General features: G+C 62.5%; 18 protein-coding genes and 1 tRNA gene. 11 read left to right on the top strand and 8 right to left on the bottom strand.

Annotated elements, in window-relative coordinates; genetic code table 11:
* Positions 1–356: 356 nt before the first annotated feature.
* The 3 genes from AC1DFC_RS03765 to AC1DFC_RS03755 form a co-directional block, all read right to left on the bottom strand.
* Positions 357–665 (bottom strand): DUF736 domain-containing protein, encoded by a 309-nt coding sequence (locus AC1DFC_RS03765; RefSeq protein WP_478080458.1) that lies wholly within the window; start codon positions 663–665, stop codon positions 357–359.
* 690 nt (positions 666–1,355) lie between these two features.
* The gene (locus tag AC1DFC_RS03760) at positions 1,356–3,392 is read right to left on the bottom strand and encodes a ParB/RepB/Spo0J family partition protein (protein ID WP_478080459.1); all 2,037 of its coding nucleotides are present in this window, start codon (positions 3,390–3,392) and stop codon (positions 1,356–1,358) included.
* Positions 3,393–3,466: 74 nt separating this feature from the next.
* Positions 3,467–4,294: a DUF932 domain-containing protein gene (locus tag AC1DFC_RS03755; RefSeq protein WP_478080460.1), complete on the bottom strand. Its 828-nt coding sequence runs from the start codon at positions 4,292–4,294 to the stop codon at positions 3,467–3,469.
* A gap of 545 nt (positions 4,295–4,839) precedes the next feature.
* Here AC1DFC_RS03755 and AC1DFC_RS03750 point away from each other — a divergent pair.
* Positions 4,840–5,652: an NYN domain-containing protein gene (locus tag AC1DFC_RS03750; RefSeq protein WP_478083231.1), complete on the top strand. Its 813-nt coding sequence runs from the start codon at positions 4,840–4,842 to the stop codon at positions 5,650–5,652.
* Between the two features lie 35 nt (positions 5,653–5,687).
* Here AC1DFC_RS03750 and AC1DFC_RS03745 read toward each other — a convergent pair whose 3' ends face one another.
* The gene (locus AC1DFC_RS03745; protein ID WP_478080462.1) at positions 5,688–6,062 is read right to left on the bottom strand and encodes a JAB domain-containing protein; all 375 of its coding nucleotides are present in this window, start codon (positions 6,060–6,062) and stop codon (positions 5,688–5,690) included.
* 114 nt (positions 6,063–6,176) lie between these two features.
* Between AC1DFC_RS03745 and AC1DFC_RS03740 the strand changes: the two genes are divergently transcribed.
* On the top strand, positions 6,177–7,040 hold the full coding sequence (locus AC1DFC_RS03740) for a hypothetical protein (RefSeq protein WP_478080463.1): 864 nt from the start codon (positions 6,177–6,179) through the stop codon (positions 7,038–7,040).
* Between the two features lie 72 nt (positions 7,041–7,112).
* On the opposite strand, the gene AC1DFC_RS03735 is transcribed toward AC1DFC_RS03740, so the two are convergent.
* On the bottom strand, positions 7,113–7,763 hold the full coding sequence (locus AC1DFC_RS03735; protein WP_478080464.1) for a hypothetical protein: 651 nt from the start codon (positions 7,761–7,763) through the stop codon (positions 7,113–7,115).
* A 236-nt stretch (positions 7,764–7,999) separates the two neighbouring features.
* On the opposite strand from AC1DFC_RS03735, the gene AC1DFC_RS03730 reads away from it, so the two are divergent.
* The 9 genes from AC1DFC_RS03730 to AC1DFC_RS03690 all read left to right on the top strand — a co-directional run bounded on the left by AC1DFC_RS03730 (position 8,000) and on the right by AC1DFC_RS03690 (position 21,176).
* Entirely contained in the window at positions 8,000–8,944 is a 945-nt protein-coding gene (locus tag AC1DFC_RS03730; protein WP_478080465.1) for a hypothetical protein, read from the top strand.
* A 302-nt stretch (positions 8,945–9,246) separates the two neighbouring features.
* Positions 9,247–10,485 (top strand): hypothetical protein, encoded by a 1,239-nt coding sequence (locus AC1DFC_RS03725; RefSeq protein ID WP_478178684.1) that lies wholly within the window; start codon positions 9,247–9,249, stop codon positions 10,483–10,485.
* Positions 10,486–10,538: 53 nt separating this feature from the next.
* The gene (locus AC1DFC_RS03720; RefSeq protein WP_478080467.1) at positions 10,539–10,979 is read left to right on the top strand and encodes a hypothetical protein; all 441 of its coding nucleotides are present in this window, start codon (positions 10,539–10,541) and stop codon (positions 10,977–10,979) included.
* Positions 10,980–11,178: 199 nt separating this feature from the next.
* On the top strand, positions 11,179–11,517 hold the full coding sequence (locus tag AC1DFC_RS03715; protein WP_478080468.1) for a helix-turn-helix transcriptional regulator: 339 nt from the start codon (positions 11,179–11,181) through the stop codon (positions 11,515–11,517).
* A 371-nt stretch (positions 11,518–11,888) separates the two neighbouring features.
* A complete protein-coding gene (locus AC1DFC_RS03710) occupies positions 11,889–13,202 on the top strand; it encodes a DUF6361 family protein (protein ID WP_478083252.1) in 1,314 nt (437 codons plus the stop codon).
* Positions 13,195–15,072, top strand: a complete 1,878-nt coding sequence (locus AC1DFC_RS03705; protein WP_478178683.1) for a phospholipase D-like domain-containing protein — start codon at positions 13,195–13,197, stop codon at positions 15,070–15,072. The genes AC1DFC_RS03710 and AC1DFC_RS03705 overlap by 8 nt, the downstream gene beginning before the upstream one ends.
* On the top strand, positions 15,069–18,251 hold the full coding sequence (locus AC1DFC_RS03700; protein WP_478080470.1) for a hypothetical protein: 3,183 nt from the start codon (positions 15,069–15,071) through the stop codon (positions 18,249–18,251). The genes AC1DFC_RS03705 and AC1DFC_RS03700 overlap by 4 nt, the downstream gene beginning before the upstream one ends.
* Positions 18,252–19,026: 775 nt before the next feature.
* Complete coding sequence (locus tag AC1DFC_RS03695) at positions 19,027–20,061, top strand: hypothetical protein (RefSeq protein ID WP_478083229.1); 1,035 nt, start codon at positions 19,027–19,029, stop codon at positions 20,059–20,061.
* Positions 20,062–20,150: 89 nt separating this feature from the next.
* A complete protein-coding gene (locus AC1DFC_RS03690) occupies positions 20,151–21,176 on the top strand; it encodes a hypothetical protein (RefSeq protein ID WP_478080472.1) in 1,026 nt (341 codons plus the stop codon).
* Positions 21,177–21,848: 672 nt separating this feature from the next.
* On the opposite strand, the gene AC1DFC_RS03685 is transcribed toward AC1DFC_RS03690, so the two are convergent.
* The 3 genes from AC1DFC_RS03685 to AC1DFC_RS03675 all read right to left on the bottom strand — a co-directional run bounded on the left by AC1DFC_RS03685 (position 21,849) and on the right by AC1DFC_RS03675 (position 23,851).
* The gene (locus AC1DFC_RS03685; protein WP_478083228.1) at positions 21,849–23,099 is read right to left on the bottom strand and encodes a tyrosine-type recombinase/integrase; all 1,251 of its coding nucleotides are present in this window, start codon (positions 23,097–23,099) and stop codon (positions 21,849–21,851) included.
* Positions 23,100–23,289: 190 nt separating this feature from the next.
* A tRNA-Pro gene (locus tag AC1DFC_RS03680) sits at positions 23,290–23,366 on the bottom strand.
* A 26-nt stretch (positions 23,367–23,392) separates the two neighbouring features.
* Entirely contained in the window at positions 23,393–23,851 is a 459-nt protein-coding gene (locus AC1DFC_RS03675) for a MerR family transcriptional regulator (RefSeq protein WP_007832504.1), read from the bottom strand.
* Between the last annotated feature and the right edge of the window lie 25 nt (positions 23,852–23,876).

The following is a 23,876-nucleotide window of genomic DNA, read 5'->3' as shown; positions in this document are numbered from 1 at the left end:
GGCTCGATGCGCAGCACGACAGCCCGGCCCGGCACCGCCGGGAGACGCACGAACATCTTCGCCGCCGAACCGTGTGCACGCTGATTCGCAAAAACCTGCGATACGTCTCTGCACGAACCCACGGATCCGGAGAACCGCTTCCGCACATCCACTGCTGCCCGTGCATGCGCAGAACCGCAAAGTCGGAATGGCGACGATCCACAGATCAGGAAATCAGGAAGTACGGACTGACGCCAATCCGTACTTCCGCAATTCGGTAGGGGCTCGCAGCAGTTGAACGGCCCGCGACCAGCGCGGGCCATTGACGGAACTCAGAGGTGAAGCGCCCCGCCTGCAGGCGGGGCACCGCGCGACGCTCAGTCGCCCTTGCTGCGCGACCAGATCAGGTTGTGTGCGCCGTCGTCGCCCTCGACCAGGCGGGCATAGATGGTCGCCGGGAACGACGGGTCGTCCAGCGTTACCGACAAATAGGGCCGGTCCGCCTTGCTGACCTTCTTCCAGGCTGCGCCGATCTCGAGCCCGTTGCCGGCGACAACGCGGAAGTCCGGGGCGTTCTCGCTCGCCTTGTCGCTGGCGGCGATCTTGACCTTGACGTTCAGGGTCAGGGTGCGAACCGTGCCGGTGTAGCCGTTGCCCGACGCGGTGAAGTTGCCAATGGTGCTCATGATGAAGTCCTTTCGAGGTTGATCCAGGTCCGCGCCCATCGCGGCCTTGGCGTGATCCGACCGGCGCGGGTCCGGGCGCGCCGCACCGAAGGCCGCAGCACAGCGGAGGACCGGCAGGCCCGAGAAATTTGGCTCGCGAGGAATCTGCGCAGCAGAGGGGAAATTTGTTGGGCCGGACGGTTGCGGCGATGAAGCCCGAGGCAAGCGAAACGCAGAGCAGCGCCGCCGTGCCCGCGCCAGGATTCACGACACATACAAGGCCGTGGGCGTGGACCTGTCCTCGCAAGGGACGCATGCGCCCGGCAATTGCCCGCGGAGACAGCCTCCCGGCATGGATTCGGCTGCGGCCGAATGCCAAGCCGGCACACAGGCGAAGACAAGGGAGAACGCTCCGCCGCGTGGCGGCACACAAGATCGGCATCGGCGGCGTGGAAATCGGAGAGCACGGCGGACGGCCTGTCGGTGACACCAGCCGTTGTTCACGGGACCTGCCCGCCAGCGTCGGGGACGGTGCCGCATTTCGGAACCCAGCGCAGCAAGTTCTGTCGCAGCCCTGCGCCCGTCCTGCGACGGGTGCTCACTTTGAGATCTCGGCGGCGCAGTCGCTGGATGTGAAAACGCGCGCGGCACACTTGCCGCGCGCGTCGTGCCGAGTCAACAAGCCCCGGCCCGCAGGCCGGGGCTCCATGCTCATGCGACGGCGTGCATACCCTCGCGGTCTTCTGCCTCGGCTCCGCCGCTGGACTCGGCATCGGTCTCGGCCTTGCCCTCCGGCGCGGCCTGCGTTTCGGCAGCAACCTCCTGTCCTCGGAACATCGCGGGCAACCAGCCCGTACCCGCCGCCAGCCGTTCGGCTTCGCTCGCGATCTCGGCCTTCTTGAGCTTGCCAAGCCGGTTGACATGATCGGGCGCGAACGCCAGCACCGCTTCCAGCGCCTTGGCTTTCGAGACATGCTCGAAGTAGCCTGCGGCGGTCGGCGTCCACCAGTTGTGCATGTCGAGGTTCACCGCCTGCGCGAGCGCAGCGGCGGGGACTTCTTCCTCATGCGAAGCCAGCGCGCTGACCGTGGAGGCCACGCACACCGCCAGCAGCGACAACAGTTCCTGCTGCGGGAAGGCCAGCAGTTCGGCGAACAACGCATCCGGGTCGCCGGGCAGGCGATCGGCCCACGCGTCCCGAACCTTGCGCATGCCCATCGCCGCCGGTGCGTCCCCGATGTCCGGCGCATGTTGTCCGAGCCCGTCCTGCGGCGTGGCGGTGATGTCGACCGGCGACCCGCCCGAGCCATAGCTGTCCACGATCACACGCAGCGCGAGGCGATGCACCACCGCCACCAGCGCGACGTGCGGATGCCGCGCCACCTCGGCCTGCAAGGCCGCCGTGCGGTGCGCGCTGAGGCGCTTCGCCAGCTTCTCCGAGATGCCGGACTTGGTCGTTTCATCGACACCCGCATCCGGGCCGTTGCCCGCCGCGCTCCCCTCCTGCCGCGCCTGTTCCCGCAACGCCTTGGCCTGTTCCTCGCGCAGCAGGCCGCGATGCACGACCACGCCGCCCATCGGATCGAGCGACACCACGGTACCGGCCAGCGCCACCACGGCGGGCGGATACTCGACCAGCTGGCGTTCGATGGCCTCCAGTTCGTTGCCGAGCTCGTCCATGGCGTTGTGCAGCGCTTGCGCCTGCTCGTCGGTCATGTCCTTGTTGTCGTCATCCAGCCGCTCTTGCAGCTCCGCTTGCCGGTCCTCCAGCTTGGCGATGCGCTTGGCCTCGGCCTTGCTGGGTTCGCGGCGCGTGCTGCGCGCCCGCTGGAACTGGTACAGGTCGGATGACATGGCGCGTGGGACGGCATCCACCCAAGCCCACCCTTCGGCCCGGACCTGCTCGGCCATCGGCGCGAGCTTGTCGCGCGCCAATGCGTCCAGCAGCGCGCCGTCCGTCAGGAAGATGCCGTTCCGGTCGTCCGCGAACAGGTCACGGCGAACACCTCCACCCGCCTGCTCATAGGCCTCCAGCCCGACGAAGCGCGCCACCGCATCGCGGCTCGCGTCGATCTCGTCGCTCGTCAGGTGATCGCGCAGCGCCTCCGGGCTGCGCTGCCATGGCGGCGAGTCGTAGAACGCGGCTTCCTGCGCCACATGGTCGTCGGTGATGGCCAGCGCCATCAATTGCTCCAGCGTCACAGCCTGCTTTTCAAAGTCCGCCAGCAAACGGGGCGAGACGTTGGCGAGCTTGAGCCGCCGCTGCACCACGAGAGGCGTGACGCCGAAATCGGCGGCGATATCTTCCACTGGCCGGCCTTCGGCCACGAGGTCCTTCCACGCGAACAACTCCTCGATGGGCGACATGGCCTCGCGCTGCACGTTCTCGGTGAGGCTGACAGTGCGGGCTGCATCATCAAGCACCAACAGGCAATGCACCCCGTGGTTCTTCGCCAGCTTGCGACGCTTAACCAGCAGCTTCAACGCGGCCAGACGCCGCCGCCCGGCCACCACGTCGTAGTGCTCGCCATCGGGCGCGGCCACCACGGTGAGGTTATGCAGCAGGCCGACGCGCGCGATGCTCGCGGCCAGTTCGGGAATCGACGTGCCGCCGCTCTTGCGCACGTTGCGGCTCGAAGGCCGCAGCTTGGACAGCGGAATCAGCAGCAGTTCCTGCGAGGCCGCGAAGGCGGCGGCAGCGCCGCCCGTGGCGATGGTGTGGGTTTCTTGAAAGGTAGCGGTGTTCATGGTGTAGCTCCTATCGGGACAAGATGAAGAAAATGGGGAATGGATGGAGGGGCTGCGCCCCCCCGGCTGAGGGTTCAGGCTTTGAGCTGGCGCATGCCATCGGCCAGCAGCCACAGGGCGCGGTTCAGTCGCAGGTTTTGGTCGATGCCCTGCACCGGGCGCGTGCTCTGGCGGCGCCCGTTGGCGGCACGCCCGTTCAATCCGCCCTTGACGAGGTTTTCCTGCGTGCGGTTGAACACGCTCCACAGGTCGCGGCGGTCGTCATCCGTGCGGCGCGGCATCAGGATTTGCGTTTCCGTGATCGGCGCGGGCTTGTCCGGGTCGTCGTACTTGAGGGTCAGCGCGGCGCGGGCGAACACCTCCGACTCCCCGGCATCCAGCGTGATGGCCCGCATGGCCTCGCGCGACGCCTGCGCCCGGTCGAAGCCGCTCAAGACTTCATACGCACCTTCGACAACCTGCCCCGCCACATCGCCCTTGTGATGCACGCGCACATCGGCCACCGTGTCGCCGCACACCAGCCCGTTATGGCAGACGAAGCGAAACATGCCCGCCAGCATCTGGTAGCTGCTGGTGCCGTCATGCGAGTTCAGCAGGATGATTTCGTTGGCCTCGCGGCCGTTGATCTGGCTCGCGTGACGCAGCCGGATCATGTGCTTGGTGAAGTCGCGCCGCCCCTCCTGCCGTACGCGGGTCTGACACACCATGAAGGGCTCGAAGCCCTCCCCTCTCAATTCCCGCAGCACGGTGGCCGTGGGGATGTAGCTGTAGCGCTGCGAGCGGCTGCCATGGGGAGCGTCCGCAAAGATGGACGGGGCCACGGCCCTGATCTGGTCGTCCGACAGTGGGAATTCCGAGCGCAGCACCGGCGAAGCCGGTGCGAAACGGGAAACGAGTTGCATGGTCTTTCTCCTGACGAAGTTGGCTGTTGAACAACCCCCACCGGATTCCTAGATTCGGAGCCCTCTTCGGGTCTTCCGGTGGGGTTGGCACGAAGAACCCGGTTGGCCTCGTTGCCACCGTCTTTCCTGAGTTCATCGCCCGCGACGGTCAGGAGCGCGCGGCCGGATGCCGTCAAGGAGGAAAGCGCCAGGGTGGTGCGGCCCGCAGGCGCAGCCGAGGACACGGCCTGGCGCGCCTTGACGGCACCTGGCCGCGGGCTACAGTCGCGCACAAGGTGATGGAGTCGGGAAAGATGGCTGACAGGCAACGGTCGCCTTCTTCGCCGGCCCCACGCAAGCGAAGCGCGCAGGCCCGGATCGACGAGCCGGGCCGAAGGCGTTCAACCGAGCGGAGCGAGACGAACGATGAACGCCCGCAGGGAGCGAGGCGCCAAGGATGACTCGACGCGCAGCACGACAGCGCGGCCCGCCATGTCCGCCTGACCAGTGACGCGCGGAATCAGTTACCGTGAGGGCCCGTTCAACCCACAACAACAAAACTCCGGATGAGCACCGCCCCAACGACAACAGAGACCCGCGTGGCCGTCCTGGTCGACTGCGACAACGTGCCGCCCGACATCCTCGAGCACGCGCTGCGCATGGTGGCGCAGTTCGGCCGCGTCGTGCTGCGCCGCGGCTACGGCAACCAGGGCACGCTGGCCAACAAATGGCAGGACGCCCTGGTGCGCCTGGCGTTCACCCCTTGCCTGCAGTACCAGTACGCCGCCGGCAAGAACACCGCCGACATCGCCCTGGCGCTCGATGCGCTGGAAGCGCTCTTCGACCAGCGGGCCGACACCTTCTGCCTGGTCACCAGCGACTCCGACTTCGCATACCTGTGCCGCAAGCTGCGCGAACGCGGCGCCACCGTCTGCATCGTCGGCGAACCCAAGACGCCGGACGCCCTGCGCAACGCCAGCGACCAGTTCTTCGAATGGACGCGTCCCGAGCCACCAGCAGAAGCCATCGTCGAGGCCGCACCGAAGGCCCCTGCAAAAGCGGAACCGGCCAAGGCCGAGCCGCCGAAGCAGGAACCGCCCAAGCCGGCGCCGAAGCGCCGGCCACGCTTCCTCGTCGAGGCCGTGTCGCTGCTCGCCAGCGACACGTCCGAAGGCAAGGTCGGCCTGGGCGTCCTGGGCCAGTACCTCAAGCGCACCGACCCGGCCTTCTCGCCCCAGACCTATGGCCACTCGGGACTGTTGAACATGGTCAAGACCTATGACCTGCTGGCACCTCAGCAGGAGCAAGGCGGCCACTGGTCGGTGAGCCTGCTGCCCAAGGCCGAAGGCGCGGCGGAAACCGACGTCCCGCGCGCATAACGGCGCGCATCAAAAGGGGCGCGAATGGCCCTGCGTCACAGAAGCCCTCGCTCGGCCATGAGCAGGAACGGGCCGCCCGCGACGAACGGGTGGTCCAGCACCCACACGTCTACCGGCTCCGCCGCTTCTTTCTGCATTTGCGTCAGTTGCTCGTCGACCCGCGATGGCTCAGCGCGGGCGCTCGGGTGGCAATGCGCCAGCAGAAGTGCAGAACTGCTCAGTGCCAGCACATCCTTGACCACCTTTCGCAGATAGACCGAGGTCTGCGTCACCGCCCCGGAACATTTCGAATAGGGTTGGGCCGCATGCTGAGGCAAGCCCTCAAGCCACGCCCACAGAAAATCCTGCGCCACCACCAGCGACGTCAGCACGTTGGCGCCGCGCACCCGGCTTGCCAGCACTTGCTGCACCGCAGGCAGCACTTCGGCCGCCGGTATTCACTCACGATATCGCGAACCAGCACGGAAGATGAGAGAAGCGAAATACGCCCATGTAGCATGTAGCGATACGACTGATGGTCTGGAATGACGAAAAATCTCGAGAGCCCGAAGCGACTAGCACCCACAGGCGAGACCCTGCGTGAGTTGTTCCTCAAGTCCGGCAACCTCTGTGCTTACCCTGGGTGCGATCATCTGATGATGAACGCGGATGGCGTCTTCATCGGGCAAATCTGCCATATCGAGGCTGCGGAAAGGGGCGGACAGCGGTTCAACCCGATTTCAACGAATGAAGAACGTCGACAGGCCAAGAATCTCATGCTCATGTGCCATGCACATCACAAGGTCACTGACAAGGTCGGTACTCACTCCGTGCAGAAGCTGAGGGAGATCAAGCGCAAGCACGAGACACGCTTCTCGGCGCCTGAGCGCGCAATGATGGATCACCTCAAGGACTGGACAAAGTCGGCGGAGCCATCCGTCGCAGCGAACCTGGGGCGCTTTTGCCGAGTGCTGAAGTTGCGCATGGACACTGATGACCTCCAAAGCGAGGTGACCGACCTGAAAGCCTATGTCGCGCAGTTCAAGAAGGTCCCGGTCGAGGTGCGCGAATACCTGAGAGCCGTTGTCCAACGAACCTACGACATGCGAAAGTTCGATGTGGTGGTGCCCTATGGAGACTCGCCCGCGATTCTTGTGAGCGATCTCAAAGGGGCGCTTCGGATCTCGGAAAGCGCAGTTGCCAAGCGGGCCGGGGAACTGAAATCCTACCGCCTTGGAGGTCTGGTCGAGATCGAGGATGACGAGTACAGGAAGAGTTACGCCGTTCAGATATCGGGGCTTGATTCGGGTCGCTCTTTGTGGATGGACCTGGCGAGGTACTGTGCGAAATCTTCGATCGATCTCCGATCGTTCGCGATCGAGCTCGATTTCGCACAACTCGATGAATGAGATGGCCTCGCCAAGAGGCATTCAGCGGCAACTCAGTTCCCCCGAGAGATCCATTGCCAGAGAACCGATGCGTCACCGCTGACTTGGCGAGGGATCGCTTGACTCAGCTGGAATCTCCACCATCGCCTTGACTGCAGGCAGGGAGTCCAGATCATGTTCGCTGGCAACGATGCGCACCCCAGGCCGTTGGAATCTTGCCTTGACGAGATCGGCTATCTCTCTGATGGCCTCCTGTCTCGTCTCCAGAATTGTTTCAGCGAGCTGGATGCACTCGCTGGTAAGATCATTCAACTGGATTCCCACCTGTTGAGCATCTGTTTCCTCGGGGTACCTTATGTTCCTCAACAGCTGCACCAGTTCATCCGCCTTCGCCTTGTCTCCTCGTCCTCCACGTTTGAGGCAAGCTTCAAATGCGGCTTGCTCTATGCCCCGCTCGGTCCACGCCTCAGCAATTGCCCCGGCATAGAGCACGGCGATCCGCCGGCGCAGGTAGTCGCAGATGTCGCGGACCTCTCGGGTCGCACCATGCACGTTGACCTGCGCCTCTCCGGAATGCCCTCCCTCAAAGTCCAGCATCGTCAGGGCCATGCCGCTCGTGGTAAATCCCAGACAACGCGCGACCACAACGTGCCCCGCCTCGTGGCGCGCTAGACGTTCAACATGTCGGAGCATGGGTGGACTCACGTCAGTTGCCTGGGCCTGGCGCTTCTTTTTCTTGCTCATGGGAAACTGTATGCGAGAGGTTGGTCGGACTGCGCCTCTGCACGATGGCAGCAGGTGCACCTTGGTGTCCTGTACTCCTTGACCGGCAGATCGTACCTGCGGCGGTACCGCCTTCGATGAGCGCGTAGGCGCATAGCCGCGGGGCAACCCGCTTGAAGGTCGAGTCGTGCCTCGGCGGTAACATCTTCCGGCCCAAGGATGCACACATTTCTGACCCACCACAACGAAGTAGCACGATGACTGGTCTCATGAGCCCGATACGGACACCCGATGAGTTCGAGCATTTCGGGGTATTCTGGCTGCAACACCTCGCAAGGACTCGGCACGCCGTGCCTGCGCCTGTGTTCCAAACCTATGGCAGCCGAGGACAGGACCAGCAAGGGCTCGACCTGCTCCCGCTCTACGCTCACAACGGAATCGTTGGTCAGTGCAAGTATTGGGAAGGCGTGCTGAGCTTGCCCGAGATCGAGAAAGACCTCGCCAAGTCGGACAGGCACCCCGGCAAGATTGAGCACTTCTATTTTCTGACCACCGGCAAGCGAGACACGCGCGTGCAGCAACAGTCAGTGGGGGGCTACTTCCACACCCGCCCTTGCGGAACGCGCTTCCTCGTGCATGTGGAGTACTTTGCCGATCTGGATCCTCGGCTTGAATTTCTTCCCGCAGCGGTACGTGAGCAACTCGCCGGCCGCATGCCGTTCTTGACGAGCATGCTCGATGAGCGCGCGACAAGAAGTCCTGACGAATTCCTCAAGTCCCAGCGGTCCTTCCGCAGCTACATGCTGCGAAATATCCCTCCCGCCGCCGTCGATGTCCTGGAATTCAGTGATTGGCGGTCTGGAACAGTCGCTGGAGCCGTCGTGGATCCATTCAACCACGTGCACTTCGAGTACGACAGAGCCCGGCACGTACTCGAGGGAATCGAGTACTTTGCTCACGAAGGTGATCGCGCAGAGCTCGTTGCAGGGGTGCTTTACGGGAGGCCATTCTTGGATGCGGTGCGCAAGTTTCGGATGGCGTACGTGCAGCACGTTCACGGCGAGATGATCAACGGCGTTTACACGCTTGTCGCCAACGATCACCCTCATCACCATCTGCAATTCTCGAAGGTCGGTTCCAACGAGCGAATGGAGGTGGTCCATCTCTACCGTACCTTGGTGCAGGGAATCGCGGCCACCTAACCAGTGCGGAGAAGGCGAGTTCTTCCTCACCGGAATGTTGATTTCCATCTACAAGTGCCCCACTGTGGATTCGGCAAAAACCTTGCGTAGGCTATGACGTGAATCCAAGGCTCTGTCAGTACTCGACGGGGCTGTGAGAGCCAAGGGAGAGCCTCATCCGCTAGATCGGTGTCCGCAGAACCATCAGCCGCCCAAGCGCGCCTCCATGACGACGAGCGTAAGACGTCGCTAGACGACGCAGCCTTTTCGGCAGGCCAAAGTGCGTTGGCAGGCGTCCTTTTTGACTGATGATAGAGGTGCGCGTGAAACGATCCGAACTGTATGCGTTGGTCTGGCAGACACCGCTTCGCCATCTGGGACCGAATCTCGGCCTGTCCGATGTCGGACTCTCCAAGCTCTGCCGTCGATACAACATCCCCGTTCCACCCGTCGGCTATTGGACCCGTCTCGCGGTCGGCAAGATCTGCGTGCAGACCCCACTGCCGCCTTCCGACATCGATCACGAAGTCCACCTGCCGGAGAAAGACACCACGGCGTGCCGCTCCTCCGACACCACGAGGATCCAGCGGGTCCAGCAAGCGTTTTCCCGGGCCAGGGACGCTGTTGTGCTGCAGCCCATCGATGTCCCGCCCTCACTCGATCACTGTCACCCACTGGTGGCGAAGACCGCTCGCTTCTTCCAAGCCATCGAGCGCGATGAGGCGAAGTTGGCGGTGGAGGCTGAAGAAGCCAGGCGACTGCGCAAGCCCTTCTTCGGCGGCATGTCGAGTCACAGGATGACCACGGGCCGGTACACCTCCGGCAGCGGCTGCCTGCGAATCACAGCGACCCTGACCCACATCGACTGGATTCTCCGTTTCCACGAAGCGCTCATCCGGAGACTGATCGCCGGAGGTTGCCAGATCGTCGCTGGCCGGGGAGACGCATCGAATACGGTTGAAATCCGGCGCGCGGGCGGCGCCATCAGGCTGAGCTTCTCCGAACAGGTGGAAAAGATTGTTCAACCCAAGCGTCAGGATTTCCTCTTTCATCGAGACGAATACAGGGCCGTCGATGGCTACAAGCTGAAGCTGGAAAGAGATTGGCACGTCATCGCCCGCCAATGGACAGGCAGTCGTGAGCAGCTGGAGCAACAGCTTCCAGAGATCACACGCGCCCTGATCGCCTTCCCGGAAGCCGAAGCACTCAGGTCCAAGCTGGTGGCCGAAGAAGCCGCCATCCGACGACAGCAGGAGCGGGAAGCAGCCCAGGCTCACAACATCGCGGTGGCCGCAGAGCAGGCGCGTGCGCAGCGCCGGGAAGCGCGGGCGAATCAACTGCCTCGCTCCGTCGCGGTCGGCCAGTCCCTGGCGACCTATCACAGTGCTCTGGATGTGCTGTCGCGCCTGGAGGGTATCGCCGGCGATCAACCCGAGGATGACGCATTGCGCACATGGATCGCACTCGTGCGAAGCAGCCTCAAGGACCCCGTGCATGAACTGGCCGACGCATTGCGTGCCGAAGCGGCGCAGCCGGAACGGCCGCTTTGGTGGCCGGCGTGAAGCGCCGCCCCAGACCACATCACCAACCTTCGCAGAAACGATCGGAACCCGACATGGCCGAAAACCGCCGAATCCTTGCGCACGTTCTCATCGAAATGAACCCGCTCGCGGATCAGGGTGCAGACGCAACCAAGGCCGCACTGCGATCGGCAATTCAGGTGGGCTTGAATGCCAGGGTTCTGGAACTGAACGTCTTCCCGATCGCAGCGGAAGATGGAGCGCGTCATGTGAAGGCGCAGATTCCGCACTCGGAACCCTCGGACCATGATCAGATCGTCGAAGAGTACATGCACAGCGGCATGCAGGTACAGATCTTTCGCGATAGCGGGCGCCGCTCCCCGCCCACCTACTACGCAGTCGTCTTGAACCCGAAAGTGAAGAATCCTTCCGGATCGGTAATCGCAGCAAAGTCCTATGCCGAATTGAAGCAAGCCGCCGAAGCGTGCGCTGAACGTAGGGCGTTTCTGCTGCAAAGGAAGAAGGGAGGAAATTGAAGGGTACCGGCCCACACCGACTCTGGTTCAGAGTGCACGAAGGTTCGGCATGTGCTGAACGCCCTTTCCGATTCGCACGTCCCGTTCCAGTACGCTTCGCATTGCTACAGCGAGTTGGTCTCACCAGACATCCCCGGCAACCTATGGACGTCCCGCAACGGCATTGGATGCGCTGCGGAAGAATCGAAAGGCAATGCCCATGCGAGCCCAAACCAACCATGAATCGAGCGCGTGCGTCACCGCCGACCCTACCGATCAACGAGCCCTGCAGGCGGCTCGTCTGCTGCAGGAGGCGCTCATGCTCCTTTGCTCCGACTCAACGCTGCCGCTGGCGCAGACGATCAGGCGCGCCCCCGACAGGCTTCTGAGACTGCCTGAAGTCGAGCGCCTCACCGGCCTGCGCAGGTCAGCCATCTACGAACAAATGCGCATGGGCATCTTTCCGCGCTCGGTGAAGGCTGGACAGCGCACCGCAGCTTGGCCAGAGAGCGCAGTGCAATCATGGATCGCGGATCGCATGAACGGGCGCGCGACATGAATACTGCATGCAATCCACATCGGAGACGACCTAACCCCCCATGAGCGGCCCCTGCCGGCGACCCTATCCGCGAAAAGGCTCGGCAGGCAAATATCGAGCAGCAGGCCGATCAGCCAGGAATAGCCCGGCCTGGGGCTAACCGGGTTCTAAAGCTTCAGACTGTGAGCCGAAATTCACCCAACGTCCGCTTTGAAGCACCTCAGTGCAGCAGTATGAACCGAAGCGGATCAGTGGCAGGTGACGCACGGGGCTCTGCGGTTAGGGACAGAAAAATAGCGTCGGATGAGGTTTCCACGCGCTGCTTGGCCGTTAGAAGAGCGTCTGCTCGACTCTAATATGCTTGGATTCGACAAGCTACAAGGAGGCGCTTGGTGATACCGACTTCTTCCAAAAACACCAATACACACACTCGACCATCGGCGCCCAAAGCCAAGCAGCCAGCGTTAGGCTGGGTTCTGATTTCCCGAGCGGAAGTGGCCAAAGCCGAGGCGCTGCTGAATGACAGACAGCGCGGCGTGGTCGACGAGCTCGGACTGCTTTCGATCCACCAGGCTTTCGCTGACAGGCTGTTTCCTGGAACTTCGGTGCTGCACACGCGCCTCAGATACACGTTGTTCGTGCCCTGGCTGTTGCAGAGTGCAGCCGGCAGCAGCAATGCCATCCAGAAACTGGCGCAACTCGAGTTCACTTTGACCGGGCAGCTCAAGCTTGGGCTCAAGAACAGAGCGGCCGACACGGATGACACAGGCGTCATCGGCTCGCGCGTCTACGAGCAAGGAAAGTATGCGGCCCAGCCCGCGTCGTTCTCGTATTGGTCGGCCTTGGCGACGTGGGGAATTCTTGGTCGCGACTATATGCGAGCGGCGCCCTCGCGCGAGGCAGTTCTGGAGGCGCTGGGATCGGAGCGCAAGTCACGCACGGCCGCCGACATGGATGGGCAATCCCTGTCGACGGAACCGGGGTATTTCGGCGACGTACCCCTGCCGCCCCCCGGGTTTCTGGAGGATCCAAAGGGAGTGACGTTCAAGCTTCTGCCCCTCGAGAAAAGATACCTGCGAAATCGACTGGCCGCGCTCAAGGCGCCCACGCTAGAAGGCGAAAAAGCGCGTGAATCTTTCCTGGCAGCGCTGGCTCGCAACCCGGTGAGGCCGACGGTGGGTCGGGACTTCTGGAACGACGATGAGGTTCGCACCAGCGTCCCGCCCGAAGATGCGTCGCTCATCCCACTCGCCCGCAACATCTCTGCGCTGGGCGGCATCGTGCGTGCGGTCTATCTCGCGATGGTCGAACAGGCCTGTGAGAACAAGAATTACCTGACCTCACGCCAGCACCGACATCATCTGATGAAGTGTCGTGCGGCATGGGCTGAAGAGGCAGTGGAAGCAGACCTGGATGCCCTGGTCACTCATGGCCTTGGACTGAAGGAGGACGCTTTATACGACCTCCTCTCAGCAACACAGACTTGGCTGGGAGATTCAGCTGCGCTGCCCAACGCATCGGTTAGGAAGCTCTACGCGAATGTCGAGCACGACCGCAAGCTCGGCAGATCACGACTAACAGGAACTCCAGCCGCCAGTCAGCAGCTGCGCCGGTGGGCTCGTTCTGCTGAAAGCTCCACCCTGGCCAATCGTCTCCACTTCCGTTGGCCCAACGTCAGTCGCCTGATCCGAGACCTTCATGAATAGCCCGGCACACGAGGGGTTCGGTGACGACGATGAAGCGCAAGCCAAACACTTGCCCACATCGTCTCTGCTGGACATCCTGACCCCGCCGGCAGGCTATGTCGTCGATCGCGCGTTGTGCTCGGCCTACTCTGGGCAATGCGCGGTGCTCGTTGCGATGCTGGCGGCGATGATCCGCCAAGGCACGGCCGACGGCAAAGGATCGTCGTCACTGGCGCTCGCGCGTGCGCTGCAGCGCCTGCAGAACCGCGTGCACTTCGTTTTGCAGCACGGCCGCCTGGTCGGGCCGCGAAGCGCGAGCCCGATCCTGAACATGCTGGACAGATTCGTCGTGCCGGTGAAGTACGACGAGCGCTCCGCATCATGGCATCCCAAAGTGTGCATCGTGCGGTGCGTCAGCCGGGGCAACCCGAATGCCAAGGCAATCTGGCGACTATGGATCGGCAGCCGGAATTTCACGAGGGACGAATCCTGGGATATGGCATTGACGCTCACTGGTGAAGCCCGTGGCAAAGGAGAAGATATCCCTGATGTGATCGAACTGACTCGTCAACTCGCCACCGAAGCCAACGTCCAACCGAACTGGCAAGAAGCCTTTCAGGAGCTACCCAAGGTGAGATGGCAGGTCCCTGCCGGCCTTCGGATCGACAAGTTGGCACTGTTCAAGCGAGGCGATCTGCAGCGAGATCTTCAGCCGGCTCCGAAGGATGCACGGAGCATTCTGGCCGTGTCGCCGTTCCTTGACGGTTGGGCTGTCAGGCAACTTCTCAAAGACCAACCAGCGACCCCTGCCCATCGGTCGTTCAGGCCCAGGCTGATCTCGACGTTGATGTGTCTGTCTGAGGTGGCACGGCACCATCGAGCCGCCCTCAGCCGATATGACCTGCGGGAGTTGCCTGAGTCCGGCCAGGACGATCAGGAAGATGACGACGTCGATGCTGAAGCACACAGCCTTGATGCCGATGCGGACGCGACGGAAGGGCGTGGCCTGCATGCCAAGTTCATTTGGATCGAGACGCACAAGCGGGGCGAGCTGAGGTTGGGCAGCACCAATCTCACGGAACGCGGATGGAAGAGGAACGCCGAAGTCCTGGCGATCGCCTCTGTGTCGCTGCCGGGCAGTGGATTCAGCGAAGGCCTGCGCAGTGGATTGAAAGCCTTCGACGATCTCTGCATTGAACACGAACTCGCCGAAGAAAAGCCGCCGATTGAACCTGAGCAGCACCTGAAAGACGAGTTCGAAAAGGTGCGTAAGGCACTGGTGGCTAGCTTCGTCGCCAGCCAGAAGCTGCAGGACGGCGTGGCCATCGTGACGCTCCAGTCATCTCTGCCCCTGCCGGCAGATGCTCGTCTCCGGGTGGGGCGCATTGGAGACACGCTCACCCCGTGGGAGGCAGGCGCCACGGAGATGGCATTGCCAACCGCCCCAATTTACGAGAACGGCGACCTCATTCGCATGGAACTGGCGATCGGCGAGCTTCGATCCGAGTGGCTACAGCACGCCCCCTTTGATCCCAGCCTGTCGCGTGCGGACCGAGACGTCCCATTGCTGCATGCCTATCTGGGCATCGACGGCGTGATCTCCCTGCTCAACGACAGCCTGACCGCCGGCGGCAATGGCGGTGGCGAGCGTCGTGAATGGAACAAGCAGCACCCACCAGGCATCACGTCGGAAACGATCGCGTTGCTGGGCATCGAAGCGGTGCTGAGCAGTTGGATTCGTGATGCCGAATCGCTGCGGGAGACGCAGCGAATCGTCGAGATCGCGCGACGGTGCAAGCCAACGTCCAAGAAGGAAATGAAGACCTACCAACAGCTACAGGCTTTCCTCCTCAGTTGGGATGCGGTCGAACAGGAACTGGTGAAGCAATGAAGGCCAAGCCATTTCAAGAAGCCACGGTTGCCGCAGTCTTGCGCGCCTTCGACCGAACCAGCGCCAGGCGCTATTTGGTAGCCGACGAGCCCGGGCTGGGCAAAACCCTCGTCGCGAGGCAGGTGCTGTCGGAACTGTCTGCGAACCAGAAGATAACCGTTTTGTACGTGTGCGCCAATCAATCGATTGCCACCCAAAACGTGGATCAACTGCTCGGCGACCTGGACGTTGAGGAGCGTAAGAGCGCTCGGGCGTCAGCAGACCGCCCTGGCTTACTGCCGCTGACCACCGCGCCAGATCACCCGCGACTGTGCATCTATTCGTTGACGCCGGGGACGGCCTTCTCCGGTGCAAAGCACCGCCACAGAGGTCGAGTCCAGGAACGCGCGTTCGCCGCTGCGCTTCTTGAGTACGAGGCCGGATCGAGCCTTCAGTGGCTCAGGGACGAGCTGTCCTGGAACGCCCGCAATTTCGACGCCCTGCTCCAAGACTATGGCGTCGAGACCAGGAAAAGAGTTCGACACGTCGATGGAAAGTTCGCCCGGTTCATCGGCAGGTTTTGCACGGCAATGCGCGAATGCATCAAGGCTCAGGGTCCGGTGAAGACCCATGTCGCGCTGAAGGTCATCGTCGACAACAAGAAGTCCGGCACAAGGCTCGATGTCACTGGCTGGTGCCGCAATAGCCTTGCGGCTGCGGCGCTGGGAGAGCTCGAACCCGGCCTAATCATCTTCGACGAGTTCCAACGCTTCCGCGACCTGATGACCAACGCCGATGTGGCTCTTGATCCGGCCGAGGCACGCATCCGAGACATCTTGACCGCGAAGAGCAGCGGCAGATTGCTCTTGCTGTCGGCGACACCTTACCAGGCACTACGGCCCACGGCCAGAGTCAGCAAGGTCCGACCCTCGCCTGACGTAAAGCAACAAGATCCAAGCGACGACAACGACTTCTTCCGGCTGCTGGAGTTTCTGCTGGGCAATCAGTCAACGGCCCAGCGCGGCCAGACGATGCGGTCAATCCGAGAGGCCTTCAGCACGAGGGAGGCCGAGGTTCGCCGCGGATCACCCGATTCCGGCATCGCCAAGGCCGCCCTTGAGGACTTGGCATCCAAACTGAGCCGCATCATGTGCCGCACCGAGCGTCCAGTGACTGCTGACGCTGACCTCGTGGGCGAGCCGCCGTTGATTCCGCTGACGGCATCTGACGTCCGATCGTTCCGCGCCTTCTCGACCTGGGTGCCGCGCGACGGACACGCCCACTGGGCAGTACCCCTCTGGAGCTCGGTGCCACTGGCTGCCCAAACGCTCGGCAATCGTTACATGTGCTGGAAGGCGGCGCCCAAGAAACTGCCCACCGCGGAACTGACTGCCAAGACCCTGCACAGCTGGCGGCAACAGGAGTGGATGAGCCCGAAGGTGCGCGGTCTTCTCCAAGCCCTTCCCCCCGAGCGGCTCATGGCTCCCTGGGTGCGACCGACCGTGCCGTGGTGGCCGCTCGAAGGTGGCTGGACCGGGAATGGCGACCAGTCCTTGATCGATGGCAAGGCACTTGTCTTCAGTCGGTTCGCCGCGGTTCCCGGTGCGGTCTCCGCTGTCATCAGCTACAGCGTCGAGGCGCGTGTCTACAACCGCAAGAGCTCACGAGCCAAGCCTAAGTATCGTGCTGGCGCGAAACCGACGTTCAAGAGCGGCGGTGCCAGCCCAGGAATGTTCCGCCTCTTCTTCGCATCCGAATTCCTTGCGTGCATTGATCCGCTGACGAAAGGCTTGCCCAAGACCATTAAAGACGCGCGGTTGGCTCTCATTCCGCAAATCAAGGCGGCGCTCCGTGAACGCGGCACGCTATACAACCCGGCGTCAAAACGCAAGGCTGTGCCGGTCGAGGCATGGCTGGTGCACCTGGCGTCGGATCCGGCGAACCCAGCCGGCGCGGCGCGCAGGGCGTGGATCGATGCAATCGTTGCCGAAGAGGGAGACAAATCCACGCCCAGCCTCGTCGGCGCAGCCTTCGACCGCTTCATAGCAGGCGTACCGAAAGACAGGATGGGTGAGATCACCCGCGCCGAACTCAATGCCCTGGTGGAACTTTCACTGAACTCGCCGGCGGTAGTGCTCGCTCGGGCGGTCATGAGGCACTGGCGCGATGAAGACGGCGATCTCGATTGGGACCAGCCTATCAGCACCGAGGAAGGCAAGCGGGCGGACAAGCGCCGCCTGACCACGCCGAGGATGCTCTTGCAGCGTCTGGCCATCGGCGGTCTGCGGCGCTACTTGGACCGTCCCTGGTTTGCAGCGGCGCTTCAAAGGTCGAAGCGGTTTCACAAGGACTTCGCAGCGGCTCTGCACGACGCTGTCGTCGAGGGCAACCTTGAGAGCGTTCTCGACGAGCATCTGTGGTTCGTGTCGGCCACGAACTCTCAGTCATGGCCGAAGCGCCTGCTGGAGTTGCAGTCTGCGCTCGCTTTGTCAGGTGGGCGAACGGTGTTGCACGAGACAACCAAGGCGGCCAAGAGCAAGTCGCGGGTGCGTTGCAATGTCGCGCTACCGCTGCACCAAGCCAAGGACGAAGACAAGGAGGAAGCCCCGCGTCCTGACGTCGTGCGGCATGCGTTCAACACGCCGTTCTGGCCAATGGTCCTGACCACCACCTCAGTGGGACAGGAAGGCCTCGACTTCCACCCATGGTGCAAGACGGTGGCCCATTGGGACCCCGCGCCAGGTCCGGTCGAACTGGAGCAGCGCGAAGGTCGAGTGAATCGCTACGCGGGCTTGGCGATTCGACGCGCGCTGTCATCGAAGGTCGATACCGATGCGATGGGCAAAGCGGGTGGCAGTCCTTGGATAGCGCTGGCGACCCAAGCCGAGGAGCAAGCAGCGGTCGCCGACATGTCCGGAGGCATGGCGCCGTGGTGGTGCACGCCGGGTGCAGAGGCAATGCAGTTGTACCTGCACTGTGCAGGCAGCAGGGAGTCGGCCGTGCGTGTTCGCCTTGAGCGACGTCGCGCGGTCTACCGCATGGTGCTGGGAGCATCCGAGCCGCACTGGCTCATCGATGAACTCGATGCCACGCAGCCGCCGTCGCCAGAAGATGTTCTGGAGAATTCCCTGGAGTTAGGTGCCTGGAAGCTGAAGCAGAAGAATCAGGTCAAGTTCTCAAAGGCGCCCAAGCCTGCTTGATTCGGTGAGGAACGCTCAGCCGAACTGGACCTTCCTCTGGCGCGCGTTCTCGGCCGCAATCAGCTTGGCTGCTCCCGCCGGAAAGGAACTACGGGCGTTTTTCGCCGGGGGTTCAGCATCTGGTACGGCGGACCATTGGTATTGGGCGAATCATCCAAGTGCTCAACGCAACGCCGGCAGTTGTGTCCATCTGGTCACTTCAGCCGACGGCTTCGCGCCCGCTGAGCTTCGACGTTGGCCGATCACAATCAGGCGCCGAATTCAGCGACGTGAAGGACCGCAGCCGCTGCACACCTGCCATACGACGGTCGCTTGCGAAAAGCGGGTAGGCCCTTTGCCGGCATAGGCCAATTCGGCGGAAATGACCGCTCTTTCGGAAAGCAGTCGCTCGTCTCAATTCCGGCAACGTCCCTACGACTACCTTCGGCCCCGGTGGCTGGCCGGTGTGTGCCCGAAGCGGCTGGCAGCAGGACGGACCCCATGAATTGCCTGGCGGGCTACGGAGCATGGCAGTAGAGCGAGAGCAGCCAGCTTCATGGAGGCCTGCTTCAGGGGCCTAGTCTTGTGACACGCCCCGATGTTTTCTTTTTTCGTACTTCAAGGCACAATCCTGACGCTCAAGACTCGGGCGGAGGGAAATATGCAGCTTTGCAGGCCTCTCTTTGCGTGCGCGTGGTTGCTCCTCGCAGGCTGTAACGGGGACGCGCCGGCCCTGACGTGCCGAACGCCTTGCGCGTCGTCTAACGAGTATCGCGACCTGTTTTGCGTCTGCCGGGTGAAGCCACCACCGGGGCAAAACACCCAGTGGCCATCGCCGCCCAGTGCCGGGGATCCGCAACCCACGTTCGATTGGACTTGGCAGGAAGCGGATGGATGTGCGCTCAATCGCCACTACTGGCTCATTAATCCTGGTCCGAAGCGGCTGTCGATTACCGTCACCTGGAAGGTGCAAGGCTCTGATGACCGGGAGAGGCGGGAATATACGCTGCCCGCGCGCGTCACCAACCGGAATGACGGCATCGATCTTGGTTACGAGGAAGAAAAGAGCAATTCTGGCGGGCTGTGCTTTGACAAGGATTTCATGCTTGGCGGCTGGCGAGAGCCTCAGCACGCCTCCATTCAAGAGAGCGTTTTTGCCGCCCTGGACGAAAGCGCGGACGCGATGCGCTCCAGGCATCGAACGACCATTGCCCAGATGCAATCGGTCGTGGTCGCGAGCCTGGACAACAAGGGCTTGGCCCTGCCATTGACGAACGCCATCCAAATTCACGCCGACGCGCCCGTACTGAAGGAGATGAAGAAGATCGAGATGGTCGACTGCGTGTCCATATGCGACAGTGCGGACTCCATGCGATGCGCAATGCGCGGTTTTCCGCCTGACCAGGACAAGCTCAAGCATACGCGCGATCGGCTCCGTCAGACCAACGGAACCGGCACCTATGACCCGGCGGATATTTACAGCATCTTCGGTCTTCAGAAGCAGTCGTGCGTTCGCAGTGACGTCACCGTGGTGCGAGACAAAGTGTTCAACACCGGCGCCTATTGCGCATTCCCCTCCTTCTTGCGCGATACGGATGTTCGGCCGTTCTTTGCGCTTCATTTCCCCGAGAACGTCCGAGGAGTGCAGGTTAAGAAGAACGACAGCACGGCGGGCATCGTGTTCAACGCTGGGACGGGCATGCCGAATTTGCTGTTTGCCAACCCGGATTACAACTCGGACTTTGGCGGGGGCCTCTTGAGCGCCATGGCCTCTGACAAGGGGGTGTACTACCAAACAGGCACCGCCTGCATCTTCGCGGGGGTCAAATGAAGCCAGCTATCGTTGCCGCTGCTCTGGTCGGCGCCGCTCTCGGTGGGACCGTCCACGCGGGAGACGCACCGCGCAAGAGCCCGAGCGCTGTGAAGAAAGCCCAGGCTACGCAAAGCTCCGGCAGTGCGTCCCCAGCACCGGCGCCGAAGAAGGCGTGCGATCTGTCCGAAATCAACATGGGCCCGCTCACGATCGATAAGGCAGGCCCGTTGGATCGGATGTTCCTCAATGAGCGCTTGCGATTCGTCGAGTCGGCGGCCAACAAGGCCACTGGCGAGGCGACAGGCGTGATCATTTACGAGAAGATGGACATCGGCTTCTTCAGGAATTGGTTACCGGAATCCGCCGAGGCCTTCGCCGCCAATTTGCGAGCCTCGCTGTCCGACAGTTGTGGCAAATCGTTGGGCGCAACGACCGGCCTGGTTAGCTCGTATGCGCCTCCCACCATTGAAGTCAAGCAGAATGCGACTAGCCGGTTGTGCTCGTCCTTGGACGTACCGTGCGGCCTACCTCAGACGACCTGCACCGGGGGCTCCTCAGGGTCGCTGCCCTCGTGCGATTTCAGTGGATGTCATGGCGGCTCTCTTCCCGAGTTGCCCGTTTGCACCACGGTCCAACCCATGTGCCGGGCTGAGCAGAAGCAAGACCTCTACAGTGGCACAGGGCAGGCGCTTTACCAGCTCGAGGTCTTCCATACGGGCGAAGCGCCGAATCAGAAGATCGACGTGAAGTACCGGATGACGTCCAATAATTTCGAAACGTCGCAAGGCGACCTATTCAATCTACTGGATGCGATCGGCTTGAAGCGACCGCTCTTCGATATTCTGGCGCCGAAGGTTGAGGCGGGCATCAACGACTATCTGAATTCGAAGCTCAATGTGCTGAGCGAGGGTGCCGTGTCCATCAACGTCCCGACGCCTGACTACATCTATCTGCCTCAGGTGCGGGAGGTCAAATGGGGCGCCCCGACGCCCGTCCCGCAGGGAGCGGCGCCCTTTTCCATACAGGTCGCCCGGGACATGAAATTGCCGCGGCTGCTGGCCTGCGCCGTGGCCAAGTGTTTTCGCGATGCGAAGGCCTCGGGTGCTTCAGTCAACTCGTGCTCGCTGGACTAGCGCCCTCTGGGACGCGCGGTTAGCGAACCCAGCTCAGCGAGTACTGCTCGCACGCAGGCGCTTGGCGATCAAGCGGGTGGCCGCGTCGGTAGAGCCTTTCGCCCGCCGCCAACCGTGCTCTCGGTCCTCATGTAGCCTCTGGCGGTGGCCAGACTGGCCTCACCCGACATGGAAACAACGCGTGCGAGCTCGGACGAACACAAGTCCTGCGTCGGACGGATGAACTTCCGCTTTTCATATGCGCTTGCTCCGCAAAGGGCACGAACCCGAAGAACGGGTTCTTGCTTGAAGTGACTGCTTGGCGCCAGTCACAGGACATCCAGGTTCTTGCGCTGAATGATCGGTCCTGACTCGATCTGAGTCGTTGGCCGTGGTGTCATGAAGGACGGTTTTCGCCGCAAAGCCGCCTCCCATCGCAGACGCGCAGCCGGCTGGACCGTGCAGAATCCTCAGCAGAGCTCAGCAGACCATCGTCCCGGCGAGCCATTGCGCGATCCCGCTTCGCACTTTGGCCGAGAACTAATGGATGCCCTCGTCGCCGCAACGCCTTCGCGGCCGCTCGAGAACGATGACCCGCCTCCAGGCACCAGCGCACTGCGACATACTGCTTGGACGGCCGCTCCACGGCGGACCGGAGGTGCCGTGCCATCTAATCACCTGACAGAGTCATTCTCATGCGGCCGTTTTCAGCTCAGCCAGTGGAGAACTCGCCCTGGTAGCCAGCACGTCCAGATAGTCCGCCCACCGCTGGAGCATGACGATGCGCTGCTTGAGGTACTGCGTACGGTTGTAGGCACGCCCATTCGCGTCCTTGACGGCATGCGCCAACTGGGCCTCGATCACCAAGGGGTCGATCTCCAGTACTTCCGCCAATAGGGTCCGGGCTGTCGCCCTGAACCCATGAACCGTCTGCGCGGTCGGGCCGTACCCCAGGGTCAGAAGCGCTGCACGCAGAGTGTTGTCCGAGATCGGCCGTTCATGACTACGCTCGCCCGGAAAGACCAGCGTACTGTGGCCCGTAATGGGATGCAGCTTGCGCAGCAACTCCACAGCCTGCCTGGGCAAAGGCACCAAGTGCGGATCACCATGTTGCTTGCCATCGATGCGCCGCTTCATCCGCGCAGCGGGCACGGTCCAGAGCGCCCCGTCGAGATCGATCTCCGCCCAGGCCGCCGCTCGCAGTTCGTTCGGGCGTTGGAAAAGCATGGGAGCCAGTTGCAATGCCGTACGCACGATGGGACCGCCTTGGTAGCCCCGAATGACGCGTATCAGCGTTCCCAGTTTGGCCGGATCGGTGATCGCCGCGAAGTGCCGCTTCTTGTGGGGCGTGAGTGCCCCCTTGAGATCCGCCGTGATATCGCGCGGCGCCCGCGCAGTCGCCACCGCGTAGCGCCACACCGCGCGTGCCGTCATCAGGACGCGGCCGGCCACGTCGAGAGCGCCACGCTCCTCGACACGGCGTAGGGCCGCCAACAACTCGATGGCCTCGATTTCGCTGATGCGACGAGCAGCGAAGTACGGAAACAGGTCCTTTTCCAGGTTGCGCTTCTCGCGCGTGGCGTAGTGGCCGCTCCAGCGCTCATGGTGCTTGTCGAACCACTCTAGCGCCGTCTCTCGAAAGGTATCGCCGGTGTTCACGGTCGCCTTGAGCTTGACGACCTGGCGCGCCTGTATGGGATTGATTCCGGAAGCCTTCTGGGCTTTGGCAGCGTCACGGGCTTTTCGCGCCGCCGCAAGGCTCACGTCGGGATAGGAGCCCAAGGCGAATTTCTTCTCGACTCCCTCGATCCTGAACTTCCAGAACCATCGGCGAGAACCCGAGGTTGAGACTTCCAGATAGAGGCCACCTGCGTCGGCGTAGCGTGCCTGCTTGCGATCAGGCGGACAGGAGGCGTTGCGGCATGCGGCATCGGTCAACGGCATGGGGTACATCCAGGGTGGGGGTACAAAACCGCCATCCTGGGGGGTTCAGGTGGTTTGTACCCCCTTCTGTACCCCCACTTGGGGCTGGCAGTCACCGGATTTCAGTGTATGCCTCCGGACAAGATTTGCCCAGTTCCCCAATGAAAAAGGGCGTCCGGAGGATGATTCCGGACGCCCTTGGACGTTTTGTTGGTCGGTGTGAAAGGATTCGAACCTTCGACCCCTTGCACCCCATGCAAGTGCGCTACCAGGCTGCGCCACACACCGAAGCTCTCGATTATAGCGGTTGAAATTCAGCGTCCGATGGTCAACAGCTCACGAATTTCAAAGAGTTCGCGCCGCAGGTGCAACAACTGCGACAGATCGACCGTCTGCGCAGCAGCGGGTGCAGCGGACTCCTGCACCACCGCGGCGTCGAATTCTTCCTGATCGATCTCGATGGCCTCCACGCCTTCAAGCGGCACCTCTCCTGCCTTGCGACGGTCGCGCTCGCCCTGCACGAGTTCCTGCAGCTTGTTGCGCGCTCCGCTGATCGTGAAGCCCTGGTCGTAGAGCAGATCGCGGATGCGGCGGATCATCAGCACCTCGTGGTGCTGGTAGTAGCGGCGGTTGCCGCGCCGCTTCATCGGCCGCAGCTGCGTGAACTCCTGCTCCCAATAGCGCAGCACGTGCGGCTTGACGCCACACAACTCGCCGACCTCACCGATGGTGAAGTAGCGTTTGACGGGAATCGGTGGGAGCGTTTTCTCCATTGAAATCAAGACTGTGCGCGGGAAA

The organism is Variovorax sp. 10L421 (assembly GCF_056395365.1).
This window is presented reverse-complemented; position numbering and strand designations above follow the sequence as displayed.